The 26,618-nt window shown below is 72.5% G+C and carries 21 protein-coding genes; 18 read left to right on the top strand and 3 right to left on the bottom strand.

What is annotated here, in order from left to right:
- The first annotated feature begins 99 nt into the window (after positions 1-99).
- The 4 genes from QFZ82_RS28340 (at position 100) to QFZ82_RS28325 (ending at position 7,003) form a co-directional block, all read left to right on the top strand.
- Positions 100-3,222 (top strand): alpha-N-acetylglucosaminidase, encoded by a 3,123-nt coding sequence (locus tag QFZ82_RS28340; protein ID WP_307715843.1) that lies wholly within the window; start codon positions 100-102, stop codon positions 3,220-3,222.
- A 26-nt stretch (positions 3,223-3,248) separates the two neighbouring features.
- Entirely contained in the window at positions 3,249-4,046 is a 798-nt protein-coding gene (locus QFZ82_RS28335; RefSeq protein WP_307715842.1) for a tyrosine-protein phosphatase, read from the top strand.
- Between the two features lie 180 nt (positions 4,047-4,226).
- Positions 4,227-6,206, top strand: coding sequence for a hypothetical protein (locus QFZ82_RS28330; RefSeq protein ID WP_373429448.1), 1,980 nt, complete (start codon positions 4,227-4,229; stop codon positions 6,204-6,206).
- Positions 6,207-6,268: 62 nt separating this feature from the next.
- Entirely contained in the window at positions 6,269-7,003 is a 735-nt protein-coding gene (locus tag QFZ82_RS28325; RefSeq protein ID WP_307715841.1) for a TetR/AcrR family transcriptional regulator, read from the top strand.
- A 262-nt stretch (positions 7,004-7,265) separates the two neighbouring features.
- Here the strand turns inward: QFZ82_RS28325 and QFZ82_RS28320 are convergent, their stop codons facing one another.
- The gene (locus QFZ82_RS28320) at positions 7,266-7,556 is read right to left on the bottom strand and encodes an HPr family phosphocarrier protein (RefSeq protein ID WP_307715840.1); all 291 of its coding nucleotides are present in this window, start codon (positions 7,554-7,556) and stop codon (positions 7,266-7,268) included.
- Positions 7,540-7,932 (bottom strand): dihydroxyacetone kinase phosphoryl donor subunit DhaM, encoded by a 393-nt coding sequence (gene dhaM, locus QFZ82_RS28315; RefSeq protein ID WP_307715839.1) that lies wholly within the window; start codon positions 7,930-7,932, stop codon positions 7,540-7,542. Before dhaM ends, QFZ82_RS28320 begins: the two co-directional genes overlap by 17 nt.
- Positions 7,933-7,992: 60 nt before the next feature.
- Between dhaM and QFZ82_RS28310 the strand changes: the two genes are divergently transcribed.
- The 11 genes from QFZ82_RS28310 (at position 7,993) to QFZ82_RS28260 (ending at position 20,005) form a co-directional block, all read left to right on the top strand.
- On the top strand, positions 7,993-8,769 hold the full coding sequence (locus QFZ82_RS28310; protein WP_307715838.1) for an IclR family transcriptional regulator: 777 nt from the start codon (positions 7,993-7,995) through the stop codon (positions 8,767-8,769).
- 338 nt (positions 8,770-9,107) lie between these two features.
- Positions 9,108-9,884, top strand: a complete 777-nt coding sequence (locus tag QFZ82_RS28305) for an MIP/aquaporin family protein (protein ID WP_307715837.1) — start codon at positions 9,108-9,110, stop codon at positions 9,882-9,884.
- Positions 9,881-10,879: a dihydroxyacetone kinase subunit DhaK gene (gene dhaK / locus QFZ82_RS28300; protein WP_307715836.1), complete on the top strand. Its 999-nt coding sequence runs from the start codon at positions 9,881-9,883 to the stop codon at positions 10,877-10,879. The genes QFZ82_RS28305 and dhaK (QFZ82_RS28300) overlap by 4 nt, the downstream gene beginning before the upstream one ends.
- A 137-nt stretch (positions 10,880-11,016) precedes the next feature.
- On the top strand, positions 11,017-11,658 hold the full coding sequence (gene dhaL / locus QFZ82_RS28295; RefSeq protein ID WP_307715835.1) for a dihydroxyacetone kinase subunit DhaL: 642 nt from the start codon (positions 11,017-11,019) through the stop codon (positions 11,656-11,658).
- Positions 11,655-13,337: a phosphoenolpyruvate--protein phosphotransferase gene (locus tag QFZ82_RS28290; RefSeq protein WP_307715834.1), complete on the top strand. Its 1,683-nt coding sequence runs from the start codon at positions 11,655-11,657 to the stop codon at positions 13,335-13,337. The genes dhaL (QFZ82_RS28295) and QFZ82_RS28290 overlap by 4 nt, the downstream gene beginning before the upstream one ends.
- Positions 13,338-13,505: 168 nt before the next feature.
- On the top strand, positions 13,506-14,498 hold the full coding sequence (dhaK, locus tag QFZ82_RS28285; RefSeq protein ID WP_307715833.1) for a dihydroxyacetone kinase subunit DhaK: 993 nt from the start codon (positions 13,506-13,508) through the stop codon (positions 14,496-14,498).
- Positions 14,499-14,544: 46 nt separating this feature from the next.
- Positions 14,545-15,213, top strand: coding sequence for a dihydroxyacetone kinase subunit DhaL (gene dhaL / locus QFZ82_RS28280; RefSeq protein WP_307715832.1), 669 nt, complete (start codon positions 14,545-14,547; stop codon positions 15,211-15,213).
- A 514-nt stretch (positions 15,214-15,727) separates the two neighbouring features.
- Positions 15,728-17,788, top strand: coding sequence for a nitrate- and nitrite sensing domain-containing protein (locus tag QFZ82_RS28275; protein ID WP_307715831.1), 2,061 nt, complete (start codon positions 15,728-15,730; stop codon positions 17,786-17,788).
- Positions 17,789-17,895: 107 nt separating this feature from the next.
- Entirely contained in the window at positions 17,896-18,873 is a 978-nt protein-coding gene (locus tag QFZ82_RS28270; RefSeq protein ID WP_307715830.1) for an aldo/keto reductase, read from the top strand.
- Complete coding sequence (locus QFZ82_RS28265) at positions 18,870-19,022, top strand: hypothetical protein (protein WP_307715829.1); 153 nt, start codon at positions 18,870-18,872, stop codon at positions 19,020-19,022. Before QFZ82_RS28270 ends, QFZ82_RS28265 begins: the two co-directional genes overlap by 4 nt.
- 92 nt (positions 19,023-19,114) lie before the next feature.
- Entirely contained in the window at positions 19,115-20,005 is an 891-nt protein-coding gene (locus QFZ82_RS28260; protein WP_307715828.1) for a phosphatase PAP2 family protein, read from the top strand.
- Positions 20,006-20,017: 12 nt separating this feature from the next.
- On the opposite strand, the gene QFZ82_RS28255 is transcribed toward QFZ82_RS28260, so the two are convergent.
- Positions 20,018-23,005 carry a bifunctional [glutamine synthetase] adenylyltransferase/[glutamine synthetase]-adenylyl-L-tyrosine phosphorylase gene (locus QFZ82_RS28255; RefSeq protein WP_307715827.1) on the bottom strand — a complete coding sequence of 996 codons (2,988 nt, stop codon included), beginning with the start codon at positions 23,003-23,005 and terminating at the stop codon, positions 20,018-20,020.
- Between the two features lie 288 nt (positions 23,006-23,293).
- Here QFZ82_RS28255 and QFZ82_RS28250 point away from each other — a divergent pair, with 288 nt between their 5' ends.
- From QFZ82_RS28250 to QFZ82_RS28240, 3 genes are all read left to right on the top strand, one after another.
- On the top strand, positions 23,294-25,408 hold the full coding sequence (locus QFZ82_RS28250; RefSeq protein WP_307715826.1) for a PIG-L family deacetylase: 2,115 nt from the start codon (positions 23,294-23,296) through the stop codon (positions 25,406-25,408).
- 103 nt (positions 25,409-25,511) lie between these two features.
- The gene (locus QFZ82_RS28245) at positions 25,512-26,030 is read left to right on the top strand and encodes a pyridoxamine 5'-phosphate oxidase family protein (RefSeq protein WP_307715825.1); all 519 of its coding nucleotides are present in this window, start codon (positions 25,512-25,514) and stop codon (positions 26,028-26,030) included.
- Positions 26,031-26,080: 50 nt separating this feature from the next.
- A complete protein-coding gene (locus QFZ82_RS28240) occupies positions 26,081-26,512 on the top strand; it encodes a VOC family protein (protein WP_307715824.1) in 432 nt (143 codons plus the stop codon).
- Positions 26,513-26,618: the final 106 nt, after the last annotated feature.

Genomic DNA, 26,618 nt, shown 5'->3' with positions numbered 1-26,618 from the left:
GCCATGGTGCCCTCCCGCCCTCTCTGCGCGCGGCAAAACCGCGGGTAACGTGCGCTGCGCACGCACCTGTTGTCGCTGGAGCAACACAAAGGAGCGCTGATGAACGAGCTGTCGAGACGTACGCTGCTGGGCACGGCAGGGGCGGTCGGGGCAGGCGCGGTACTCGCCGCGCACACCCCGGCCGTCGCGTCCGAGGGCCCCGCGGCGGTCCCCGCCACCCGTGCGGCGCAGCCCGAGGCAGCAGTCGCCGCCGCGCACGCGGCGCTGCGGCGACTGCTGCCCGAGCACGCGGAGCAGTTCCGCCTGCGGGTGCTGGGCGGCGCGGAGCGGTTCCGTGTCACCGGCTCGACGGGGCGCATCGAGGTGGCGGGAACCAGTGCGGCCGTGCTGCTGACCGGCGTCCACTGGTACCTCAAGTACGTCTGCCGGGCGCACATCTCGTGGTCCGGCTCCCAGCTGGACCTGCCCCGCCGGCTGCCCGCGCCGCACGCGCCGCTGGAACGTGCCGCGACCGTCGCGCACCGGTTCGCGTACAACGACACCCACGACGGCTACACCGCCCCCTACGCCGACTGGCCGCGCTGGGAGCGGCTGCTGGACGTGCTGGCCCTGCACGGCTGCAACGAGGTGCTGGTGACGCCCGGCCAGGAGGCCGTCTACCACCGGCTGCTGAGGGACTTCGGCTACTCGGACACCGAGGCGCGCACCTGGCTGCCCGCGCCCTCGCACCAGCCGTGGTGGCTGCTGCAGAACATGAGCGAGTACGGCGGCCCGATGTCCACCGCCCTCATCGAGCGCCGCACCGACCTGGGCCGCAGGATCGCCGACCGGATGCGGGAGCTGGGCATGCGTCCGGTGCTGCCCGGATACTTCGGCACCGTCCCCGACGACTTCCCGGCCCGCAATCCGGACAGCGACGCGCGCGTGATCCCGCAGGGCACCTGGAACGGCCTGCGCCGCCCTGACTGGCTCGACCCGCGCACGCGGGCCTTCGCCGACGTCGCCGCGGCCTTCTACCGGCACCAGGCGGAACTGTTCGGCGAGGTCTCGTACTTCAAGATGGACCTGCTGCACGAGGGCGGCACGGCGGGCGACGTACCGGTCCCGGACGCCGCCCGCGCCGTGGAGACGGCGCTGCACACGGCCCGGCCCGACGCGACGTGGGTGATCCTCGGCTGGCAGGCCAATCCGCGCCCGGCGCTGCTGGACGCCATCGACACCGACCGGGTGCTCATCGTGGACGGCCTGTCCGACCTGGACACGGTCACCGACCGGGAGGCCGAGTGGGGCGGCGCGCCGTACGCCTTCGGCACCATCCCCAACTTCGGCGGCCGGACGACGATCGGCGCGAACACGGACCGGTGGACGGAGAAGTTCACCGCCTGGCGCGACAAGCCGGGCAGCGCGCTGGTCGGCACCGCGTACATGCCGGAGGCCGCGGAGCGGGACCCGGCGGCGCTGGAGCTGTTCAGCGAACTGGCCTGGCGCGAGGAGAAGATCGACCGGGACGCGTGGTTCGCCGAGTACGCGCACATCCGCTACGGCGGTGACGACCGCTCGGCGAGGTCCGCGTTCGCCGCACTGGCGGCGACCGCGTACAAGCTCACGAGCACCGACGGCCGGCCGTACGACTCGCTGTTCAGCCGCCGCCCGAGTCTCACCTCCTCGATCGGGACGGCCTTCGACCCGGCGGGCTTCGACCGGGCCTTCGCCGCGCTGCTGGACGTGCGGCCGCCGCTGCGGGACTCGGACGCGTACCGCCACGATCTGACCGACCTGGCGCGGCAGGCGCTGGCCAACCGCTCGCGCACGCTCCAGCTGCCGCTGCGCGCCGCGTACCTGGACAAGGACGTCGACACCTTCCGCGCGATCGCCGCGCTGTGGGTGAAGCTGATGCGGCTGAGCGACACGATGGCGGGCTGCCATCGCGCGTTCCTGCTGGGGCCGTGGCTGGAGGACGCCAAGAGGCTCGCCACAAGCCCCGAGGAGGCGGTGGCGCTGGAGCGCACGGCCCGTGCGCTGATCACCACCTGGGCGGACCGGGCGGCCGCGGGCCAGCTCAGCAACTACGCCAACCGGGACTGGCAGGGGCTGATGGCCGACGTCCATGTGCCCCAGTGGGAGGCGTACCTGACCGAGCAGGCAGACGCGATGGCGGAGGGCAGGGCGCCGCGGTCGTTCGACTGGTACCCGGCCGAGGAGGCGTGGACGAAGGACCGGCGGGCGTACCCGGTGCGGCCGACGGGCGACGCGTACCGCACGGCGCGGCGGGTGTACGACACCCTGGCCGCCGCGCCGTACCAGGGGTTCGTCTCGGTGCGCGTGGAGCCGTCGGCGTTCAGCCCGGGCAGCACGGGCACGGTGACGGCCTCGTTCCGCAACCTCAACGGGCTGCGGGCGACGGGCCGGGTGGACCTGGAGCTCACCGGGCTCGACGCCGAGCCGCAGGGCGCCGCGTATCTGGAGAGCGTGGCGGCTGGCGGCAGCGGCGAGGTGGCCTGGCGGGTGACGGCGCCGGACGAGCCGCTGACCGAGCCGCTGGTGCCGATGCCGTACGCGCTGACGACGCGGTACGGACCCGCCGGCGAGGAGCGGGTGGCGGTCACCCAGCGCAGCAGTGTGCACCTGGCGGCGCCGCTGGACCCCGAGTGGCGCACGTTCACGTCCAACGCGGCCGTGTTCGGGCAGCTCGGTGACCGGCTGGCGATCAACGGCGCGGGCAACGACCTGTGGCGGGGCACGACACAGTTCGGCACCGCGTACCGCGAGGGCGCGCTGGGCGAGGGGGGCAGTGTGCTGCTGCGGGTGGACGCGCAGGAGGTGACGGGCAGTTGGGCGCGGGCGGGCATCGTCGTGCGCAACGCGCTCGGGAAGCCGGGCGACGCGGGCTTCGTGAACCTGGCCGTGACGCCCGGGCAGGGTGTCGTGCTGTCGTACGACACGAACGGCGACGGCACGCTCGACACCTACCGGCGCATCACCGGCGTCAGGGCGCCGGTCATGCTGCGGCTGACGAGGAACGCGGGTGCTTCGTTCACCGGTGCGTGCTCCACGGACGGCGGGACGACGTGGCGGACCGTCGCGACGGTGACGGTGCCGGGCACGGCGGCGCGGCAGGACGCCGGGTTCTTCATGAGCGCGGTGAACGGCGGCAGCGGGGCGCGGGGGACGGTGCGGTTCGGCGGGTGGTCGCTGCGGGAAGGTGTCGCGCCCGCCGGCTGACGCTCTGGGCGCATACATTCCGCTCCATGAACGCGATCCCGTCCACCACCGTCGCCAATCTCCGCGATCTCGGCGGTGTCCGGCTGGCGGACGGCGGCACGGTGCGCAGCGGTGTGCTGCTGCGTTCCGGTCAGCTGCACCGGCTCGACCCGGCGGCGGATCCGGCGGTCGCCGCGCTCGGTGTGCGTACGGTGGTCGACTTCCGTACGGCGGCCGAGCGCGACGCCCGCCCGGACAAGGTGCCGCCGGGCGGGCGGCTCCTGCTCGCCGACGTGCTGGCGGACGAGGTCGCCGCGGGCCGGATGCCGGCGGCGGCCCGGCTGCGTCAGCTGCTCGCCGACCCGGCCGCCGCCGAGCAGGAGCTCGGCGGCAGCCGGGGCCGGGAGATGTTCGAGTCGATTTACCGGGCGTTCGTGACCACGGACTCGGCGCGGGCGTCCTACGGGGCGTTCCTGAACGAGCTGGCGGAGCCGGGCGCGACGCCGCTGCTGTTCCACTGCACGGCGGGCAAGGACCGCACGGGCTGGGCGGCGACGATCGTGCTCAGCCTGCTGGGGGCGTCGCCGGATGCGGTGCGGGCGGAGTACCTGTCGGTCAACGCGGCGGTACGGGAGGCGTTCGCGCCGCTGGTGGAGGGCTTCACCCTCCAGGGCGGCCGCCCGGAGACGGCGCTGGGCATCATCGGCGTGGCTCCGGAGTACCTGGCGGCGGCCCTGGACGAGGTCGACGCGCGGTACGGCTCGATGGAGGCGTATGTGACGGACGGCCTGGGCGTGACCCCGTCGACACTGGCCCGCCTCCGCGAACACCTCACGTCACGGTGAGGGGGACCCGCCGCGGTGCGCGCGGACCGCGGCGGGCACGCACCGCACTCCGCGTGCGGCCTGCACCGGCCAGGCGCCACCCAGGGGTGCGGCCGGCCTCGCGCGCCGGGTCGAAGCGGGCGCGGCGGCCCCTCACCGGTCCGCGACCGCGCCTTGTGACCATAGGACGATTCGCTCGTTCTGTTGAACGTGCGACCACAGGATGCCGTCACCGAAGCAGACACTTCCGCCGTCTCCCCACCGCCCGTCCCCCTCGGGGGCGAGGTCGGTGTGGACGAGGCGGAGGCCGCGCTCGTCGAGCACTATCCGCGGCTCGTGCGGATCGCCTACCTCGTACTGCCGCCGACTCTCGGCCGCAACCGCCGCGTGCTGACAGCGCACGCGATCGCGCAGCGGTCGCTGCCGCGCGGCCGTGGGGCGGTCTCCGGCGGGGCCGCCGTGCCGCGGGCACGGCGCCCGGCGGGCAGTGCGGACCCCGGCTACGCCTTCGTACGCGACCGGGTGCTGCGCCAGGCGCTGGAGGCCGGGCTCCCGCTGCGGCGCCTGGCGCGGCCGCGGCGCGCCCAGTTGCCGCCTCTGCTGCCGCACATCTGGGGCCTGCGGGTCTTCCCCCGCTCCGGCGGCGCGGACGAACTCGCCCTGGACCAGCGGCTGTCCGCGCTCGACGGACCCGCGCGCGCGGCCTACGTGCTGCGCGGCCTCGAACGGCTCCCGGACACGCAGGTGCGTGACGTCCTCGCCGCCGCGGGCGCGGCGGACCCGGACGCGGCGCTCGCGGAGGCGGACGCGGTGCCGGGCGGGAAGAAGGCGGCGGCGCTGCTCGGCTCGCCCGAGTTCGACCCGTGCTCCCTTCAGGTGCGGCCCACGGACCTCATGCGCCGCCGCCAGCATGCCAAAGCGGGCCTGGTGGCCGTCGCGGCGCTCGCGGTGTGCGGGGCGCTGCTGGGGCTGCCGGGCGACGGGTGGGGGGCGGACGCGGCGGCCCCGCTCTACGCCCGCAATCCGGCGGCCGAGGCCGCGCTCGACCCGGACAGGCTGACGCGGGCCGAGCCCGGAGCCTGGCAGCACTCCACACGGCGGGATTTCTCGGTGTGGCCCGCGCGCGGCCCGCTCGTGGGCGACCGGGGCCTGCTGCGGCGGGCGCTCGCGGTGTGGGCGCGACCAGGTGCGACGGTCCAGGTCTCGGCGACGCCGGGCACACCGTCCGGCCCGCCCATGGGACCGCCGCACCTGCTGTTCGCGGGTGAGGTGGACGCGGCGAAGGTGGTGCTCCTGCACGACGGCCTGCGAGTGGCGCGTTACGCCGAGCCGCGCGACGGCTCGCCCGGCGCGGCGCTGGACTTCGCGCGGACGGACGGCGCGGACACGGCCTCCGCGGCGGCGCTCGTCGTGGCCCGCGCGGGCGCGGACGTCCGTTATCTGACGGCGCCGTGGGTCCGACAGGCGTCCGTACGGGACCTGCTCGCGCCGGCGGCCCCGCCGCGCCCGCTGCCGCGCGACGCCGACGGGCTCACCGCCCCGCTCCCCAGCCCCGCGCAGGCGCGTGTCTGCCGTGCGTGGCACACGTTGGAGGCCGTCGAGGCGGATGGCGCGGTCCGGGTGCTGACCGACCTCGGCGAACTGACGCCCGCGCGGCTCACCTTCGGCCCGCCCGCCGCCCCCCAGGACGCCACCGGACCGGCGGCCCGTGCGTCCTGGGCGCGTACGGCCTGTTCGCTGGCAGGGGTGCGCGCGCACGGTGTGCGCAGCGTCAACGCCTGGGAGTACGCCCGCCAGAAGCTGCCGGAGGCCAACGGAACGGCCGCCTGGCTGTGCACGCGGGCCGAGACCTGGCGGGGCGGAGGCGGCCGCGTGATGGCCCAGTTCCACCCCCCGGCCGACCGCCCCGGGGCACCGGGCACCGTGGTGGCGCGGGCGGAGGACGCGCCGTCGTGCGGGGTGCGCGAGCCCCGGGCGCTGGCGGGCGTGCTGTGGAAGTCGCAGGCGGGCCAGTGGTACGTACTCGCCGCGGGAAGCGGACAGTTCGCCTCGCTGACCGTCTCGGGCGGGGCCACGGGCGAGAGCGCCGGCCGCGTGCTGGCGGTACGGGCGCGGGAGGGAACGCGGGCGGAGCTGAACGGCCGTCTCGCGGACGGCACCCGGGTCAGCCCGCTGCACTGAGCGGTGGTCCGCGCACAGGGACCAGGAAGGGAGCGCTCCGCCCCGGTCTGTAGGGTGTCGGCATGACGACCGGGGTGCGGCGCAGGATGGGCGTCGAGGAGCGCAGGCAGCAGCTGATCGGTGTGGCGCTGGAGCTGTTCAGCCACCGCTCCCCCGACGACGTCTCCATCGACGAGATCGCTGCGGCCGCGGGCATCTCGCGGCCGCTCGTCTATCACTACTTCCCCGGCAAGCAGAGCCTGTACGAGGCGGCGTTGCGCCGGGCGGCCGACGAGCTGGCCCGGCGGTTCGAGGAGCCGCACGACGGCCCGCTGGGGGCGCGGCTGCTGCGGGTGATGGGCCGCTTCTTCGACTTCGTCGACGAACACGGCCCGGGCTTCTCGGCGTTGATGCGCGGCGGCCCCGCCGTCGGCTCGTCCACGACCAACGCGATGATCGACGAGGTGCGGCAGGCCGCGTTCGACCAGATCCTCGCGCACCTGGGGATCGGGACGCCGTCGCCGCGGCTGGAACTGGTCGTCCGCTCCTGGGTCTCGCTCGCCGAGTCGACCGCGCTGCTGTGGCTGGACGGCCGCAGCATCCCGCGCGCCGAACTGGAGCTCCAGCTCGTGCACGACTTCGCGGCGCTGACCGCGGTGAGCGCGGCGTACGACGAGGAGATGGCGCGGATCCTGGTGGCCATGCTCGCGGACGAGCCTGTCGAGGGCCCGTTCGGCGACCTCGTCGGCCGCCTGATGACACTCGCGCCCGCGCTGGCGCAGGTGCCCGCCCAGCGCCCCCACCGGGGCAGGGGCTGACCGGGGCCGAAGCCGGGCGCAAGGAGCCGTCCGTCTTGCCCGTGCCGTGGTCCGCCGAGGCACCGTGCGTGCGCGGCAGCGCGCGGCGGAGACGGCCTCGGGGATATGCGGCAGCGGGCAAACATGCTCGGTCCGCGGGGGCGGGTCCACGTCGGTGTCGGACGTGGGCATGGCCGGGGTGGTCATCCTCGGCCACCTCCACTCGTCTCGGATCCTCATGGCGGAATCGGCGGCTCGTTCGGTGCGGTGGCCGGACGCCGGGTTATTCGGCGGCGGCCAGGATGTCGGTCAGTGCCGTGACCGCCTGTTCTGCGTCGGGGCCTTCGGCGCGGACGGTCACGGTGCTGCCGGCGGTGGCGCCCAGCCCCATCACGGCGAGGACGCCAGTCGGGTTGACGGTCCGGCCACTGTGCTCCAGCTCTATGGCACTGGTGAATCCGGCTGCGGCGCGGGCGAGTTGGCCTGCTGGGCGGGCGTGCAGGTTGGCGGGCAGCACAACGGCGATTTCGTGACTCGCCGTGGTCGTGGTGGTGGTCTCAGAGCTTGAGGACATTGCGGGCCTCCTTGGCGGCGGTGACGACGGTCTTCAGGTCGGCGCCGGATGCGGCGGTGACGACGGCGGCGACGGCTCCTTCGACGAAGGGCGCGTCGACGAGGGTGACGTCGGTGCGGGGATGGTCTTCCAGGACGGTGCGGGCGGTCAGGACGGAGCTGCCGAGGTCGGGAAGGACGACGACGCCGGCTCCGCGGTCGGCGTGCTGGACGGCGGCGAGGACGAGGTTGTAGCTGGTGCCGATCCGGCCGTCGTCGGTTCCTCCGGCGGTGGCGAGGGGGACGGTGTCGGAGCCGATCTGCTCTACCAGCAGGCGAAGGCCCGCGGCGAGCTCGGCGCTGTGGGACACGAGTACGATGCCGACAAGGTTGCTCATGAACAACCACGCTATATCTCAGAACACTGTTCATCAATACTGAACAAGGAGCATTCTTCGATGGTGCAAGCGGTGCATCGGGCGGTGCAGATCTTGCGGGAGCTCGCGTCCACTGGGCCCCGGCTGGGTGTGACCGAACTGGCCGACCGCTTGGGCGTGGCCAAGCCGACCGTGCATGCGCTGCTGCGCACGCTGGAGGGCGAGGGGCTCGTGGTGCAGGACCGTGACAGCTCGAAGTACCAGCTCGGCCCGGACCTGGTGCAGCTGGGCAACGCCTACCTGGACACCCAGGAGCTGCGGACCCGCTCGCTGACCTGGGCGGACCAGCTGGCCACCCGGGCGAACGAGGCGGTGTGGGTGGCCGCGCTCACCGGCGACCACGTCCTGGTGGTGCACCATGCCTTCCGGCCCGAGGGAGCGGTGCAGATCCTTGAGGTGGGCGCCAGCATCCCGTGGGGCACGTGCGCTCTGGGCAAGGCCATCGTGGCCTTCGCCCCGACCTCCGAGCGGGAGCGGCTGCTCGCGGGCGAGCCGGCGGTGCTCACCGGCGCCAGTATCACCGACCCGGAGGAGCTGGCCGGTCAACTGACGGAGATCCTCCGGACGGGGTACGCGATCGAGGATCAGGAGTCCGCCATCGGGGACGCGGGCATCGCATCCCCTGTCTTCGACCGTTCCGGCGAGGTGGTCGGCGCCATCGGCATTGTCGGCCCCGTCGAGCGCCTACTGGCCGAATCGGCACGTCAGGAGCTGGCCGTCGCAGTCCGGGAGACCGCCCGCAACCTCTCCCGCGACCTGGGCGCCCCCCGCGGGGCCGCCCGCGTCACAAGCACCTGACCTGCTCGCTCCGCACCCACTCCCAGCCCGGCAGCAGCGGCCGCATTCGCCCTCCCTGCCCTTCCCAGGCCCCACGGCACGCCGCCGTGGGGCCTTTCCCGTGTCGACAGTGCCCCGATAGTCGCCGAACCCCTTGACAGGTGTGAAACGCGGGCTTAACTTCCGGAACAACGTTCATCAATAGTGAACGCCTTGCCGGATTCTGCAGGTTATCCGGTTCCCCTGAGCCGGCCGCCAGGTTGCCCGACCCTGACCACCTGGCGGCCCCCTCCCTTCACAGCCCGCTCCACGCGGAGGAGGTGAGACGCCCAAGCCGCAGCTCGGCCTGGGCGCCATCAATGGAAGAAAACACCTACCCACAGAAACTTCTCGCCGAGATGCTGGGCACCGCCGTGCTGGTGTTCATCGGCGTCGGATCGGTCCCCGCGACGCTCATCGTCGGCGGCGATGCCCCCTTCACCATGGCGCAGCTGGGAATGATCTCGCTCGCGTTCGCCACAGCGGTCATCGCGATGGTCTACGCGATCGGCCATATCTCCGGCTGCCAGATCAACCCGGCCATCACCTTGGCCCTGGCCGCCACGAAGAAGATGCCCTGGCGGGACGTCCCCGGCTACATCGCGGCCCAGGTGGCCGGGGCGGTGCTGGGAGCGCTCGCGATCGTGGGGGTCCTGGGGAAGAAGGCGGTCGACGTCGGCCTCGGTATCGCCGCCTACGGCACCGGTGTCGGCGCCGGGCAGGCCTTCTTCGCCGAAGCGGTCGGCACGTTCCTCCTCGCGTTCATCGTGTTCGGCGCCATCGACCGGCGCGCGCCCGGCGGCTTCGCGGGCCTGGCCATCGGCCTCGGCGTCTTCGCGATCATCATTCCGGTGGCGCCGGCCACCGCGGCGTCCATCAACCCCGCCAGGACACTCGGCCCCATGATCACGGGCGAGCTGTTCGGGGGCACGGTCCACTGGGACCAGCTGCCGGTCTACCTGGCCGCCGAGGTCATCGGCGCCATCGCCGCCGGCCTCCTCTACACCGCTCTCAACGCCCACCGCGAGGCAGCCGCCGCAGCCGCGGCCGCGAACCAGGCGGGCAAACCGGCCACTGCCGAAGGAGCCCTGTCATGAAGAAGTTCATCAACGCCCCCGAGGCGGTCCTGGGCGAGGCCCTGTCCGGGATCGCCGCCGCTCACCCCGAACTGAAGGTCGACGCGGAGAACAAGGTGATCACCCGGGGCGGCGACGCCAGACCGGACAAGGTGGCCCTCGTCTCCGGCGGCGGTTCCGGTCACGAGCCGCTGCACGGCGGCTTCGTGGGACGGGGCATGCTGGACGCGGCCTGTCCTGGGGAGGTGTTCACCTCGCCCGTCCCCGGTCAGATGCTGGCCGCGGCCCAGGCCGTCGACGGCGGCGCGGGCGTGCTGTTCATTGTGAAGAACTACACCGGTGACGTCCTCAACTTCCAGATGGCCGCCGAGCTGGCCGCCGAGGAAGGCATCACGGTGGACACCGTCCTGGTCGACGACGATGTGGCGGTTCAGGACTCGACCTGGACCGCGGGGCGCCGGGGCACGGGGGCCACCGTCTTCGTCGAGAAGATCGCCGGGGCCCTCGCCGAGCAGGGCGCCGACCTGACCGCCGTCGCGGAGATGGGCAAGCGGGTCAACGCCGCTTCCCGGTCCTTCGCCGTGGCACTGACCGCCTGTACCACTCCCGCTTCCGGCAAGCCCGGCTTCGACCTGCCCGAGGACGAGATCGAGGTCGGCGTCGGCATCCACGGCGAACCCGGCCGTCGGCGCGAGAAGCTCCACCCGGCCAAGGAGATCGTGGCCAACGCCCTGGACGCCATCCTCGCCGACCAGCCGCTCGGCGTCGGCGACAAGACCATCGTCATGGTCAACGGCCTGGGCGGCACACCGCTCATCGAGTTGTATGTGGTCTTCAACGAGGTCGCCGCCGCACTCGCGGACAAGGGCGTCGTCATAGCCCGCAACCTCGTCGGGAACTACGTGACCAGCCTGGACATGGCGGGTGTTTCCCTCACCGTCTGCAAGGCCGATACCGACATGCTGTCCCTGTGGGACGCACCCGTGAACACCCCAGCCCTGCGCTGGGGCGCCTGAACCGAGCCGGGGGCGGGGCCGCGCGATACGCGAGGACCGGGCCGGAGCCCTCCCGCGCCGGCTCGCCCGGACCGCACCCCCCGCGCATCCGCCCCCGCCCCCGGCTCACCCAACCGCCAGCCAGCCATGCACCAACCATGAACGGAGACTCCGTGGACATCGACCTCGCCCGCACCTGGGTGCGGGCCACCGCCGCCGCCGTGGACAAGCACAAGGACCACCTCACCCAGCTCGACTCAGCCATCGGCGACGCCGACCACGGCATCAACATGCACCGCGGTTTCTCCGCCGCCACCGCCGTACTCGCCGACTTCGAGCCGGAGACCGTGGGTGCCGTGCTGTTCAAGACGGGCACCACCCTGATCTCCAGCGTCGGAGGCGCCTCGGGCCCCCTCTACGGCAGCGCCTTCCGCGCCATGGGCAAGGCCCTTGACGCAGCCACCGCCGACACGGAACAGTTCGCCGCCGCCCTCGCCGCCGGCCTGGAGAGTGTCCAGAAGCTCGGCGCGGCCGCACCCGGCGACAAGACCATGATCGACGCCTACGCTCCCGCGCTGGCCGCCTTCCGGCAGCACGCCGGCGCCGGAGCCGACTTCGCCGCCGCGGCCCTGGCCGCCGCCGACGCTGCCGAGGAGGGCATGCGCGCGACCACCCCGATGCAGGCCCGCAAGGGCCGTGCCTCCTACCTCGGCGCCCGCAGCATCGGCCATCAGGACCCCGGCGCCACCTCCACGGCCCTGATCTTCCGCACCCTCGCCGAGACGGTGGAGGCCCGATGACCCGCCGCGCCTACACCGGTCAGGCTGCCTCAGACGGTGTCGCCCTGGGTTTCTTCCATCGCACCGACCGCCCGCTCACCCGCACCGCGCTTCCCCACCGCACCAGTGGCGACGCTGCGGGCCAGATCACCGAAGCCTTCGACGCCGTCGCCGCCCGCCTGCTCGATCTCTCCGCCTCGCTGCGCGCACAGGGCAAGGACGAACAGGCAGACATCATGGAGGTCAACGGCTACATCGCCCAGGACAACGACCTGCGCGAACAGACGGTCAAGCGAGCGCACCAGGGGCTGCCGGTACCCGTCGCCGTCCGTCAGGCCGTCGACACCTACGCCGGGACCATCGCCGCCCTGGACGACCCCACCCTCGCCGAACGCGCCGCCGACGTCCGCCAGGTCGGCCGCCGTGTACTGGCCCACCTGCACGGCGACATCGGCCCCGCCTCCGACCAACCCCTCGTCCTCGTCGCCCACGAGATCGGCGCCGCCGACCTGCTGGAACCCGGCCGTACAGTGACAGCCGCCATCTCCGTGACCGGCGGCCCGAATTCCCACGCCGCCATCGTCGCCCGATCCCTGGGCATCCCCTTCCTGTTGGCAGTCGACCGCCAATTGCTCGAGCTGCCGGACGGTCAGGAGATCCTGCTCGACACCGACCGGGCCAGCGCGGTCGTCCACCCCGACGACGACGAACGCACCAGGGCCCTGCACGCCATGGAGACCGCCCGAACGCGCAGGCTCGCACTCGCCGAGGAGCGCCACCTACCCGCCCGGACACTCGACCACCACCCCATGGTTCTGCGGGCCAACGTGGCCACCCCGGCCGAAGCCCGCGCAGCACTGACCGCGGGCGCCGACGGCATAGGCCTGCTCCGCACCGAGTTGCCCTTCCTCAACCATCCCGCCTGGCCCACCCGGAACCAGCACGCCGCCGTCCTCGTCCCCATCCTGCGGGCGCTCGCCGGACAGCCCGTCACAGTCCGCACCCTCGACTTCGCCGACGACAAACTGCCGCCGTTCCTGTCCCGCCTCCAGGGCGCGCGGATCGGCCGCGGCCTGCCCCTCATGCTCGCCCAACCCGATGCTTTCGCCGACCAGTTCCGCAGCCTGCTCGGCGCGGGAGCCGACACGGACCTGCGCATCATGATCCCCATGGTCGCCGGCATCGACGAACTGCATGCCTGCCGACGCCTTCTCCAGGCAGCAGCCGCCGAAGCCGGTGTCCCGACGCCGCCCCTGGGCATCATGGTGGAACTCCCCGAGGCCGTCGCCGCGGCCGACGACCTCGCCCGCGAAGCCGCCTTCCTCTCCATCGGCAGCAACGACCTCACCTGCCAGATTCTGGGCCTGGACCGGCGCGACCCCGCCGCCACCCCGGCCATGGCCGCGCACCCCGCCGTCCTCAGCGCCATCGCCCAAGTCGTCACCGCGGCACACCGCCACCACCGCCAGGTCTCCGTCTGTGGCGACGCCGCCGCACACCCCCTCGTCACCCCCCTCCTCATCGGCCTCGGCTGCGACATCCTCTCCGTCGCGCCCGCCGCCCTCGACGAGGTCCGCGCCCGCATCCGCCGGCTCCGCCACGACACCTGCGCCTCCCTGGCCGCCATCGCCCTCACCCGCGAAACCCCCGAGGACGTCTGGCGACTCGTCGAGCAGTGCTGCCTCCCGTCGCTGCCCTGACCCGAGCCGCGCACATGGCGCGATTGCTCGAGCGCGGGCAGGTTCGACCGGACCGCCCCACAGAGGACTTGTGTGTAGGTGAACGTTGCGTCCTCACAAATCCCACAGATCCAGACCATTGACGGCTTTCTGCTGATGTTCCTGTCCAGTCGTGAAGGGGCCTGAACCGTGAAGAAGCTCATCAACTCGCCCGATGAGGTGCTTGCCGATGCTCTCGTCGGCGTGGCCGCCGCGCACCCGTCGCTGACGGTCGACACGTTCGACCGCTACATCATCCGCGCGGGCGGGCCGACCCCTGGGAAGGTCGGCCTGGTGTCAGGCGGCGGTTCCGGTCACGAGCCGCTGCACGGCGGGTTCGTCGGGTACGGGATGCTGGATGCGGCCTGTCCCGGTGAGGTGTTCACCTCTCCTGTGCCGGACCAGATCCTCGCTGCCACGCGGGCCGTCGACGGCAGGGTGGGGGTGCTGCACATCGTGAAGAACTACACCGGCGACGTGCTGAACTTCCAGATGGCCGCCGACTTGGCCGCCGACGACGGCGTGCGGGTGGAGGGCATCGTGGTCAATGACGATGTCGCCGTGGAGAACAGTACGTGGACGGCCGGCCGACGGGGTACCGGGGCGACCGTGTTCGTGGAGAAGATCGTCGGTGCGGCTGCCGAGCTTGGCGCGAACCTGGCCTCGGCTGCGGCTTTGGGCCGGGAGATCAACGACCGGTCCCGTTCGTTCGGGGTGGCGCTCACGCCGTGCACGGTGCCCGCGGCGGGCAAACCCGGTTTCGAGCTGGGCGAGGACGAGATCGAGCTGGGCGTCGGCATCCACGGCGAGCCCGGTCGCGCCCGTGGCAGGCTCGTCTCCGCCAGGGAGATCGTCGGTGTCGCGTTGGACGCCATCCACGCCGACATGCCGCTGTCGGGCGACGTGCTCGTGATGGTCAACGGCCTGGGTGGCACCCCGCTTCTTGAGCTGTACGTGGTGTATGCCGCGGTTGCCGAGTGGCTCGCCGGCCATGGCGTGTGGATCACCCGCAACCTGGTCGGCAATTACATCACCAGCCTTGACATGGCTGGTTGCACGATCACGGTGTGCCCTCTCACGCCGCAGCTCACCTATCTGTGGGATGCCCCCGTCGAGACCCCCGCGCTGCGCTGGGGACGCTGAACGGCCTCGGACACCGCGACGGACACCACGAGGGAGAAGGACGACGATGGACGCGAGCATGTTCCGGGCCTGGATCCATGAGGCGGCCCGATTGGTGGTCGACAACACCGATCATCTGACCCGCCTCGACTCCGCTGTCGGCGACGCCGACCACGGCATCAACATGCGCCGTGGCCTGCAGGCGGCGGTGGCAATGCTGGACGAAACCAACCCGTCCACCCCCGGTGCGGTGCTCGCCACCGTCGGCCGGGCACTGATCAGCAAGACCGGCGGCGCCTCGGGGCCGCTGTACGGCACCGGGTTCCGGCAGGCCGCCCGGACCCTCGGCGAGGATCCCGACGTGTCCGCGGCACAACTCGGGGCGGCGTTGACGGCCGCCCTCACCGGCATCCAGCGGATCGGCGCGGCGCTCGAGGGTGACAAGACGATGATTGACGCCCTCAGCCCGGCTGTGACCGCCTACCAGGCCGTCATCGACACCGGCGGCGACCTGGCCAACGCCGCCCAAGCGGCGTCCGACGCCGCCGTGCGGGGCCTGAAGCAGACCGTCGGCATGCAGGCCCGGAAGGGCCGCGCGAGCTATCTCGGCGCCCGCACCATCGGTCACGAGGACCCCGGCGCGGCGTCGACCGTGCTCATTCTGACTGCCCTCGCGACCGTCAGCTCGGCGGGCGAGCGGAAGAGCGAGCGGCCAGACTCAGGGGCGGCGTCATGAGGGTGGTACCCAGCCGGTGGGCCGGCACCGAGGTGGCTGCTCCCGGCACGGCCGTCGCGGCGTCGCAGAGGGCACAGACGACGCACGGCCGGGCACCGGTACCGAGCCATTCGCCACAGCGACCTCTGCCGACGAAGTGGTTGCGATCCTGAACAGCTCCGAGACCGACGCGTAGTTCACTGCCCCAGGGACCTGCCAGGGGACGCATGGGGCCATGGCCTCATGCAGCGACATCACGACACGCGCACTCGCGCGATGAGTGGAGCGTCCGCGACACGTGCACGCGGCCCCTGAATCGCGCACGTTCAATGGCGGGGAGAAGGTGCGAAGGCAAGTGCGGACACAACCCGCGGTGCATCGCTGCGGCACGGAACCGGTGCAGACGCCCCGGACGAGCAGCAACGGTTCCGACAACGGCAGTACCGAGCCCGGCGGTACCGAGCAGGGCCATTCCGATCCGGGCCCCGCGCCTTCAGGGGGAGGGCGTCGCCCGTACCGGGGCAGCAACCGGAAGGTGTTCCCCCCGAGTAACTGGAGTGTGCGCACCCAGCTGCTGGCTGTGGTGCTCGTCCCGTTCATCACCGCGCTCGTACTCGGCGGTCTGCGGATCGGCTCGGCCGTGCAGAACGCCCAGGACATCGACAACATCCGTCAGCTCGTCCGTCTCGTCGACAAGGGCACGGGGCTCTTGGAGGAGCTCGAGGACGAACGCGATCTCACCGCGCTCCACGTTGCGGCCGGGCCTACGGGCGACACGAGCCGGCTGGACGCACAGCGCTCCCAGGTCGACGCGGCGCTCGCCCAGGTCCGTGCAGAGGCCGCCCATGTCCACCGCGGGACGAACCCCGTCCTGGCCACCCGCCTCGCGGTGCTCGACGCCTTTGGCGGGGAGGTGGCGTCACTGCGCCACACGGTAGCCCACTCGAAAATGCGCTTCCTGTCCGTGGTCAACGCATACACGGCACTGATCGCCGGGCTCACCGACGCCCTTGACGTTCTCACGCCGGACATCGCCCACCAGACACTCGCCACGAGGGCCGGTGCGCTCGAGACCTTCGCACAGGCCACGGAGGCAGCCTCACGGCAACGCGCACTGCTCGGTGGGGTGCTGGCCCAGGGATACTTCACTTCGAACGAAGCCCAGGGCATGACGCTCGCCGACCGGCAGCAACAGGCGTTGACCGACGAGTTCCGCTCCAGTGCGCCGCCGGCCCAGCGTCAGTTCTACGAGCGCACCGTCACCGGAAGGGACGTCAACAAGGCTGAGGTGCTCCAGAAACAGGTGCTCGCCCGGCAGGGCACCAGCCGCCTCCGCCTCGACGCCGGCGAGTGGTTCGACACCATGACGAGCAAGCTCGAGATGATGCGTCTCGTCGAGAAGCGGCTCGTCGGATCGGTCGAGGACGAGAGCTCGCGCGAGCAGCACCAGGCCGAGCGGTCAGTGTTCATCACCTCGCTCGTCGTGCTGTTGATCCTCCTGCTCACGTTCGGTGTGACGCACGTCGTCATGCAGTCGATTGTTGGCTCGCTGCACACCCTGCGCGACTCCGCGCTCGATATCACGGAACGCCGCCTGCCCGAGGTGGTCCGGCAGTTGCGGGGCTCCAGCAACGCACAACTGGAGACCACCGAGTTCGAGCCCACGGGCATCAACTCGACCGACGAGACGGGCCGTGTCGCCCACGCGTTCGACGACGTCCATCGCGACTCCGTACGGCTGGCGTTCGAGCAAGCGCAGCTGCGAGACCGCATCAACGCGACGTTCGTCAACCTCTCGCAGCGCAGCCAGATCCTCGTGGAACGGCAGCTGGAGCTGATCGACCATCTGGAGAACGGCGAGCAGGACCCCGACCTGCTCGCCAGCCTCTTCAAGCTCGACCACCTGGCCACCCGCATGCGTCGCAATGGGGAGAATCTGCTCGTCCTCGCGGGCGAGAAGGCGGGCCGCCGCTGGAGCGCCCCGGTCCGGCTCGTGGACGTCCTCCGGGCCGCCACCAGTGAGATCGAGCAGTACCAACGTGTGCAGCTACGCGGACTGGTAACCGCGGACGTCGACGGCCGGGCGGTGAACGACATCGTTCACCTCATCGCGGAGCTGCTGGAGAACGCGACCACTTTCTCCTCACCGGACACGAAGGTGCTCGTCACGAGCCGGCTACTGTCCGGCGGCGGCGCGAGAATCGACATCCAGGACAGCGGCATCGGCATGACCACAAAGGACCTTGAGGAGGCCAACGACAGGCTCCTGAACCCGCCAGTCGTCGACGTCTCGGTTGCGCGGCGCATGGGTATGTTCGTCGTGGGCCAGCTCTCCGGCCGCCACGGCATCTGCGTCCAGCTCCGCAGGCCATCCCCCCGCGGCATCACAGCAGTGGTCCTACTGCCCCAGAAGTTGGTCCGGGAACACGGAGATCACATGGATCCTCCCGGGCTGTCAGCCAGGTACAACTCGGAAGGACGCCTCACCGGCTGGCGCAACTACGACACGACCGAGCAACCCGACGAGAGCACGCTGACCAAACGTGCGTACCGGGCACGACGTCAGGGTGGCGCACGCTCGGCCGGCAGGGCGTAAGCGCTGTCGCGACCCTCACGGAGCAGACCGCGGGCCGGGACGCGATCACCGTCTCGTCCGACGGACAGCGGCAGGTCGCGAGGAACGGATCCCGGAGGACACCCCGTATGCACCTTGAACGCCCCATTGGCTCGCCGATCGCGCGCTTCGGCCTGGGCCTGGCCGCCGTCGGCCGTCCCGGTTACATCAATCTGGGTCGGGACGCGGACCTGCCCGCCGACCGCTCGGCCACCGTGCTGCGCGCCCATGCCCACCGGCTGCTGGACGCGGCCTACGCCCGGGGCGTGCGGTACTTCGACGTCGCCCGCTCCTACGGCCGGGCCGAGGAGTTCCTCGCCACCTGGCTGGAGGGGCGGCACGACACGCAGGATGTGGTGATCGGCAGCAAGTGGGGATACACCTATACCGCCGACTGGCACACCGACGCCGACGTGCACGAGGTCAAGGACCACAGCGCGCTCACGTACGACCGGCAACTCGCGGAGACACGCGCGCTGCTGGGCACCCGGCTCAACCTCTACCAGATCCACTCCGTCACCTCCGACAGCCCGGCGCTGACCGATCCGGCGCTGCACGAGCGGCTGGCGGCGCTCGCCGCCGAGGGCGTGACGATCGGGCTGTCCACCAGCGGACCGGCCCAGGCGGAAGCCATCCGCGCGGCGCTCGAGATCACGGTGGCGGGCGAGGCGCTGTTCGGCAGTGTGCAGGCCACGTACAACCTCATGGAACCGTCAGCGGGCCCAGCGCTCGCCGAGGCGCACGACACCGGCCGCACAGTGATCGTCAAAGAGGCCATGGCCAACGGCAGGCTGGCCGATCGCCACGCCACGGGCCCGGACACCGCCGCCCTGCGCGAGATCGCACGGGAGGCCGGCGCGTCGTGCGACGCCCTGGCACTGGCGGCGGTCGCAGCGTGGCCCTGGGCGGACATCGTTCTCTCCGGAGCGGCCACGGTCGATCAACTCACCAGCAATCTCACGGCGGCCTGCCTACACCTCAATCCCGATCAGCTCGAACGACTGGCCGGGCTGGCCGAGCCCGCCGAAGCCTACTGGGCGCAGAGAGCGCGGCTGGCCTGGGCGTGAGAGATCCGGGGCCGGACGCGGGCTGCACCGTGGTCGGCGAGGAGCCCGCGAAGCGGGCGGCGGACGGAAGCCTGTACGGGGTGCTGCTGCTGGAGAAGCACCTGCCGGCCGCCCGCATCGCATTCGGGGCACCCCGACTCTCGCCCTGACGGACCGCTCGTCCTTAAGGTGTACCGCGTGCGGCGCGAACCCGTCCGAGGGATGATCAGTCTGGGCCGTGTATCTGGCAGACTCTCGACCCATGGGTGAAGCGACCGTGAAGACTCTCGACAGCCGGACGGCGACCCCGTCACCCATGGTGGACGACGAGACCACCGCCGAATCGGTCCACACCGGACAAGTCCGGCGCGCTCCCCGGTCGCCGCGCCGCCCCCGCATCTGGTTCGAAATCCTGCTGATCGCGGTGAGTTACTGGACGTACTCGCTCATCCGCAACGCGGTACCGGAGCAGCGGACCCAGGCCCTGCGCAACGCGGACTGGATCTGGGAGGCCGAGAAGACCCTCGGCATAGCGGTGGAGCAGTCGGTCAACCACGCCGTGAATTCGGTGACATGGCTGATCGTGTCCATGAATTACTACTACGCGACACTGCACTTCGTGGTGACCATCGGTGTGCTGGTGTGGCTCTACCGCGGACACCCCGGCCGTTACGCCGCCACCCGCCTCGTCCTCTTCTCCACCACCGGTGTGGCACTGGTCGGTTACTACCTGTATCCACTCGCGCCGCCCCGGTTGATGAACGGGCAGCACTTCATCGACACCGTTCTCGTCCACGAGACCTGGGGTTCGATGGCCTCGGGCAACTTCAAGAACATGTCGAACCAGTACGCGGCCATGCCCTCGATGCACATCGGCTGGTCGCTCTGGTGCGGCCTCGTCATCTGCGCGCTGGCGACGGCACCGTGGGCGAGGATCCTCGGCGTGCTGTACCCGACGCTGACACTGGTCGTCATCGTGGCGACGGCGAACCACTTCTGGCTGGACGCGGTGGGCGGCATGATCTGCCTGGCGTTCGGCTTCGGGGTGTCGTACGCGTGGTACCGGGCACTGCCGCACCGGTTGCCCCGGCTGGTGCTTGAGGACCCGAACCGGCCCCAGCGCTTCCGGCGCCTGCTGCCGACGCGCGCCTAGGCCCGGCGCGCGCTACGCGCCGTAGAACAGCTCCTCCACCACGCCTCGCGCCCGCCGCGTCACCCTGCGGTAGTCGTCCAGCATGTCGCCCACGTGGCCCGGCCCGTAGCCGAGATAACGGCCCACCGCCGCCAGCTCCCGGCCGTCCGACGGGAACGTGTCGCCCGCCCGGCCCCGCACCACCATCACGCCGTTGCGCACCCGCGTGGCGAGCACCCATGCCTCGTCGAGCGTCGCGGCGTCCTCGGCGGAGATCAGACCGGCTTGCCGCGCCGCCGCCAGGGCCTCGCGGGTACGGGTGGTGCGCAGGCCCGGCACCTTGCTGCCGTGGCGCATCTGGAGCAGCTGGACCGTCCACTCGACGTCGCTCAGACCGCCGCGGCCCAGCTTGGCGTGGAGCGTCGGGTCGGCGCCGCGCGGCAGGCGTTCGGACTCCATGCGCGCCTTGAGCCGGCGGATCTCCCGTACGGCGTCCTCGCCGAGTCCGTTCTCCGGGTACCGCAGCGGGTCGGCCAGTTCGACGAACCGGGCGCCCAGTTCGGCGTCGCCGGCCATGGGACGCGCGCGCAGCAGGGCCTGGCTCTCCCACACGAGGCCCCAGCGGCGGTAGTACGCCTCGTAGGAGGCGAGCGTGCGCACCATGGGTCCGCTCTTGCCCTCCGGCCGCAGGTCGGCGTCGATCAGCAGGGGCGGGTCGGCGGTGGGCAACTGGAGCAGCCGCCGCATCTCGGCGACGACCGTGTTCGCGGCGCGCGCCGCCTCCTGTTCGTCCACGCCGTCGCGCGGCTCGTGAACGAACAGGACGTCGGCGTCGGAGCCGTAGCCCAGCTCGCCGCCGCCGAAGCGGCCCATGCCGATGACCGCGAACCGGGTGGGCAGCGAGTCGCCCCACTGGTCGCGCACGGCGGCCCTGAGCGCGCCCGCGATCGTCGCCGCGGTGAGGTCGGTGACCGCCGTGCCGGCCCGGTCGACGAGGGCTCCGGGGTCCGCCTCGGCGGGGCTGTCCTCGGTGCCGTACGAGGCGACGAGGTCAGCGGCGACCGTACGGAACAGCTCGCGGCGGCGCACGCCGCGGGCCGCGGCGACGGCGGCCTCGGCGCTGTCGGCGCGCCCGACGGCGGCGAGCACCTCCTGTTCGAGGTGGTCGCGTCCGCGGGGCCGGAGGCCCTCGGGGTCGCCGAGGATCGCGACGGCCTCGGGGGCGCGCAGCAGCAGGTCAGGGGCGAGCCGGCCGGCGGACAGCACCCGGGCCAGGTTCTCGGCGGCGGCGCCCTCGTCGCGCAGCAGCCGCAGGTACCAGGGCGTCTTGCCGAGTGCGTCCGAGACCTTGCGGAAGCCGAGGAGGCCCGCGTCGGGGTCGGCGGAGTCGGCGAACCAGCCGAGCAGCACCGGCAGCAGCGTGCGCTGGATGGCGGCCTTGCGGGACACCCCCGACGACAGCGCCTCCAGGTGGCGCAGGGCGGCGACGGGGTCGGCGTAGCCGAGGGCTTCGAGGCGCTGTCCGGCGGCCTTGGGGCTGAGCCGGATCTCGCCGGGCGCGAGCTGGGCGACGGCGTCGAGCAGCGGCCGGTAGAACAGCTTCTCGTGGAGCCGGCGTACCACCGAGGCGTGCCGCTTCCACTCCCGGTTGAGGTCGGCGACCGGGTCGGTGCGCAGCCCCAGGGAGCGGCCGAGGCGGCGCAGGTCGGCCTCCTGCTCGGGCACGAGGTGGGTGCGCCGCAGCCGGTAGAGCTGGATGCGGTGCTCCATGGCGCGCAGGAAGCGGTACGCGTCGTCGAGCTGGGCGGCGTCGGCCCGGCCGACGTACCCGCCGGCGGCGAGCGCCTGGAGCGCCTCGAGGGTCTTGCCGCTGTGCAGGGAGGCGTCGCTGCGGCCGTGGACGAGCTGCAGCAGCTGGACGGCGAACTCGACGTCGCGCAGCCCGCCGGGTCCGAGCTTGAGCTCGCGCTCGATCTCGGCGGCGGGGATGTTGTCGACGACGCGGCGGCGCATCTTCTGCACGTCGGCGACGAAGTTCTCGCGTTCGGCGGCCTGCCAGACGAGCGGGGAGACGGCGTCGATGTACTCCTCGCCGAGTGCCAGGTCCCCGGCGACCGGCCGCGCCTTGAGCAGCGCCTGGAACTCCCAGGTCTTGGCCCAGCGCTGGTAGTAGGCGAGGTGGCTGGACAGGGTGCGCACCAGCGGGCCGTTGCGTCCCTCGGGGCGCAGGTTGGCGTCGACGGGCCAGATGGTGCCCTCGACGGTGGTCTCGGAGCAGATGCGCATCAGGTGCGAGGCGAGGCGGGTGGCGGCCTGGAGGGCCTTGCTCTCGTCGGTGCCGTTCGCCGGTTCGCCGACGAAGATCACGTCGACGTCGGAGACGTAGTTCAGCTCGTGGCCGCCGCACTTGCCCATGGCGATGACGGCGAGGCGGCAGGCGGCGGCGTCGTCGGGTGCGGCGGCGCGGGCGATGGCGAGCGCGGCGCGCAGGGTCGCGGTGGCGAGGTCGGCGAGTTCGGCGGCGGCCTCGGCGACGTCGGTGGTGCCGCAGACGTCGCGGGCCGCTATGGCGAGCAGGCAGCGGCGGTAGGCGACGCGCAGCGACACGGGGTCGTCCGCCCCGGCGAGCCCGGCCTCGAACTCGGCCACGCCCGGGTGCAGGTCGGCGGACTCGTACGTGAACAGCGCCTGCCAGTCGCGCGGGTGGCGGGCCAGGTGGTCACCGAGCGCCTCGGAGGCGCCGAGGACGCCGAGCAGCCGGTCGCGGAGGGGCTTGGCGGTGGCGAGGGTGTCGAGGAAGCGGCGGCGTTCGCCGTCCTCGTGGGCCTCCACCACGCGCACCAGGCCGCGCAGGGCGAGGTCGGGGTCGGCGGCGGCGGCGAACGCGTCGAGCAGCACGGGGTCGGCACGGACCGGGGCCATGTCGGGGAGGTCGAGCAGCCGCTCGGCGGCGGAGGGGTCGGTGAATCCGTGCCGAAGGAGTCGCGTGAAGGTGCTGCTTCTGCGCCCCGGCGCCGTCATCCCGGTCTCCCGTCCTCGCCCTGATCAGCGTGCCGCATCGAGCCTAGTCCCCACCGCCCGGCCCCGGCCCCGCGGAGCGCGCGCGGTACGTGCCGGACGTGACGTACGAGGCGCGTGAGATTCGCCATGTTCGGCGCACAACGCCCGCGATGAACCGCATGCTCGGTATTTCCGTCTTCACAGCAGGCCGGTGCCGATCTTCGTGCCCGTATGCGACGGGCCGCACACGACGCGCGCCGGCCGGAACCTCGTCCGCTGGAAACCCTGAACACCGAAGGCACCACCGCAATGCGCTCGTCCGGGCCCCGCCGCCGCTTCACCCTGCTCGCCCGCCGAGGCCCGACGGCGGCCCTGCTGATCGCCCCGGTCGCCGTGGCCGGCTGGTTCTACGGCGCCGGTGCCGCCGGCTCGGGCGCGACGCACAACCCGCCGAAAATGCAGACGGCCCGGCCGGCGGCCGTCCAGGAGAGCCCGGCCCCCGCGGAGCCCGCCCCCACCTCCGTGGTGCAGATCGTCGCGCACCCGGACGACGACCTGTTCTTCATGAACCCCGACACCCGCCAGTCGGTCGACTCCCGCTCCCGGCTGACCTCCGTCTACCTCACGGCGGGCGAGTCCGACGGCGTCAACGCGGCCCGCACCGGCCCGCTCGCCCCCTCGGTCAGACCCGCCGCCGACAAGGCCCGGTACGCGGAGGCCCGGCAGAACGGCATACGCGCCGCGTACGCGGAGATGGCGACCGGCGACCGGACGAGCCCGTGGCGGCGCACCGCGATACCGACGGCCGGCGGCGGCACCGCCGAGCTGGACGTGCTCGTGGCCCGTCCGGAGCTGTCCCTGGTGTGGGTCCAGCTGCGCGAGGCGGGCTCCATCGCGGGCGACCGGCCCGTCAGCCTGCACGGTCTGTGGGACGGCCGGGTCTCCGAGCTGCCCTCGCAGCTGGCGTCGGCCTCCCCGGTGAAGCGGGACTTCGCGTACAGCAAGGCGCAGGTCGTCGAGACGGTCGCGGGGCTGCTGCAGCGGTTCGCGCCCACGCACGTACGGATGCAGGACCCGACGCCGGGCCTGGTCGCCGGCACGGACCGGCCCACCGACCACCAGGACCACCTCTTCGGGGCGCGGTTCGCGCAGGCGGCGCTCGCGCGGTACGCGGCGACGTCCGGCCACCCGGCGTTCAGTGTCCAGAACTACCTCGGCTACTTCACCAGCGGCCTGCCGCGCACGCTCGACCCGGAAACGGCGGCGGCCAAGCTGCGCACGATGCACACGTACGCGTGGACGGACGACCGGAACTACTGCGGCGCCGAGGCGGGCTGCGGCGACCGCAAGGTGGCGGCGCGTCCCGGCGGCCACGGCTGGACGCAGTCCGTCCGCTACACCCGGGGCGAGTCGACATCCTGGGTGCAGCCCGGACGCGGCGGTGAGCTGTGGGCCTTCTCGGTCCTCGACACGCGCCTCGCGGTCTGGCACCGCGGCGCGCGGGGCGCCTGGACCGGTCCCGAGCTGCTGCCCGGTACCGGGCTCGACAGCGGGGTGACGTCGGTGCGGCTCGCGGACGGCCGGATCGCGGTCTTCGCGACCCGTACGACCCTGGGCGCGGGGCCCGCCGACTACCGCCGCGAGGTGGTGACGGCGGTGCAGCGCACGCCGGGCGGCGCCTTCGGGCGGTGGCATTCGCTCGGCACGCCCGAGAAGGACGACGCGTCCGGTCTCTCCGACATCTCGGCCCCCGCGGCGACGGTCGACAAGGCGGGCCGGATCACGGTCTACCTGCGCAACGGCCACTACTCGCTCAGCTCGGTCTCCCAGCGCCTCGACGGCTCCTGGACGGCGTGGCGCGAGCGCGGCGGCGAGAACCTGCACGGCGATCCGGCCGTGGCGTCCGACGCGAGCGGTCGCCAGCACGTCTTCGTCAGCACCCCGCTGTCGGTCCGGTCCTGGACGCAGGCGAGGCCGGGCGCCCCGCTGAGCGGTCCCACCCCGACGGGCCTGCCGCCGACGACGCTCACGCTGAGCGCGGCGCCGGAGGGCGACGGCGTACGGCTCTGGTTCCGCAGGCCCGCGTCCGGCGCGGTCCGCACGGTCCACTTCTCGGGCCCCCTGGCGTCGCCCGTGACCGAGCTCGGCGGCGTCGCGGGCTTCGGCCCGGTCAGCGCGTCCGGCCCCGGTCACGCGCTGCTGGCGGTCCGCTCCCGGACAGGCGTACCGGGCACCTACCTGCCGGCGCCGGGCGGCACGGGCACGGCGGGCCGGTCGGCCGGTACGCCGCGGTGGCGGGCGGGCGGACCGCTGTTCGTGGGGGCTCCGTCGGGCACGGAGACCGGCGTGGGCGCGATCGGCCAGGACGGGCGGCTGTACTGGTCCGGTCCCGGGGCGCCGGAGGCGTGGCAGCCGGTGGGCTGAGCGAGCCCGGAGCTCGTTCCGGGGCGAGCGATGAGTACGGGCGCCGCGCCGGGTATGTCTCTGTGCAGCCTTTCGAAGGCACACGACGTGAGAGGACAGAGCGATGTCCGTGGCCGACCCCGTTGCACAGCTCGATCCCCGCTTCAGCGACCCGAAGGCGGTCGCCGCGTCCTGGCCCGAGGCAGCGGCCCGGATCGCGGCGGCCGAGGTCTTCTGGCTGACGACCGTACGTGCCGACGGCCGCCCGCATGTCACGCCGCTGATCGCCGTGTGGCACGACGACGCCCTGCACTTCTGCACGGGCCCCGGGGAGCAGAAGGCACTGAACCTGCGCGCCAACCCGCACGTGGTCCTCACGACCGGGTCGACGAACTCGCTGAGCGAGGGCGACGACGTGGTGGTGGAGGGCGAGGCGGTCCGGGTAACGGACGAGGCGACGCTGCGCACGCTGGCGCGGCTGTGGACCGAGAAGTACGGCGAGAACTGGACTTTCGAGGTCCGCGACGGCGTGTTCGCGCACACGGCCGGCGAGGCTTTGGTATTCCGGGTGGCGCCGCGGAAGGCGTTCGGTTTCCACAGGGGAGAGCCGTACGGCCAGACCCGCTGGAGTTTCACCGGCTGATCCGCTTCCCGGCTTCGCTCCTCGCTCCTCCGACAACGTAAGGACCCGCCATGGAAATGACCCTCGAAGTCGTCACGGTCCCCGTCACGGACCTGGACCGCGCGAAGACGTTCTACGGGGAGGCCCTGGGGTTCAAGGTCGACCTGGACGACGAGGTCGCCCCGGGCATGCGCATCGTCCAGCTCACGCCGCCCGGCTCGCGCTGTTCCATCGCGCTGATGACCGGAATGCCGCGCCACCCGGACCAGCCCGAGATGGCCCCCGGCTCCCTGCACGCGCTCCAGCTGTGCGTGACGGACATCGCGAAGGCGCACTCGGAGCTCATGTCGCGCGGGGTGCCGGTGACGCCGATCCAGCACGTGGGCGCGACGGGCTGGGAGGACGGCCCGGGCGACGTGTGGAACGCGTTCATGTTCTTCAAGGACCCGGACGGCAACACGTGGTGCGTGCAGGAGGCGCCGTCACCGCTGTCGGAGCGCTGACAGACCGGGCGGCCCGTGCGTGACGCGTCGCCCGAACCGCGCAGCCGTCGGTCGAGCGAGTTCGTCGCGTACGCCGCCCGCTGAGCCGAAGGAAAATCGCCGCGAA

Origin of the sequence: Streptomyces sp. V4I23, from assembly GCF_030817975.1 — a bacterium.
GTDB lineage: Bacteria > Actinomycetota > Actinomycetes > Streptomycetales > Streptomycetaceae > Streptomyces.
The sequence above is the reverse complement of the archived record's forward strand: the minus strand, read 5'-3'. Positions and strand labels throughout refer to the sequence as shown.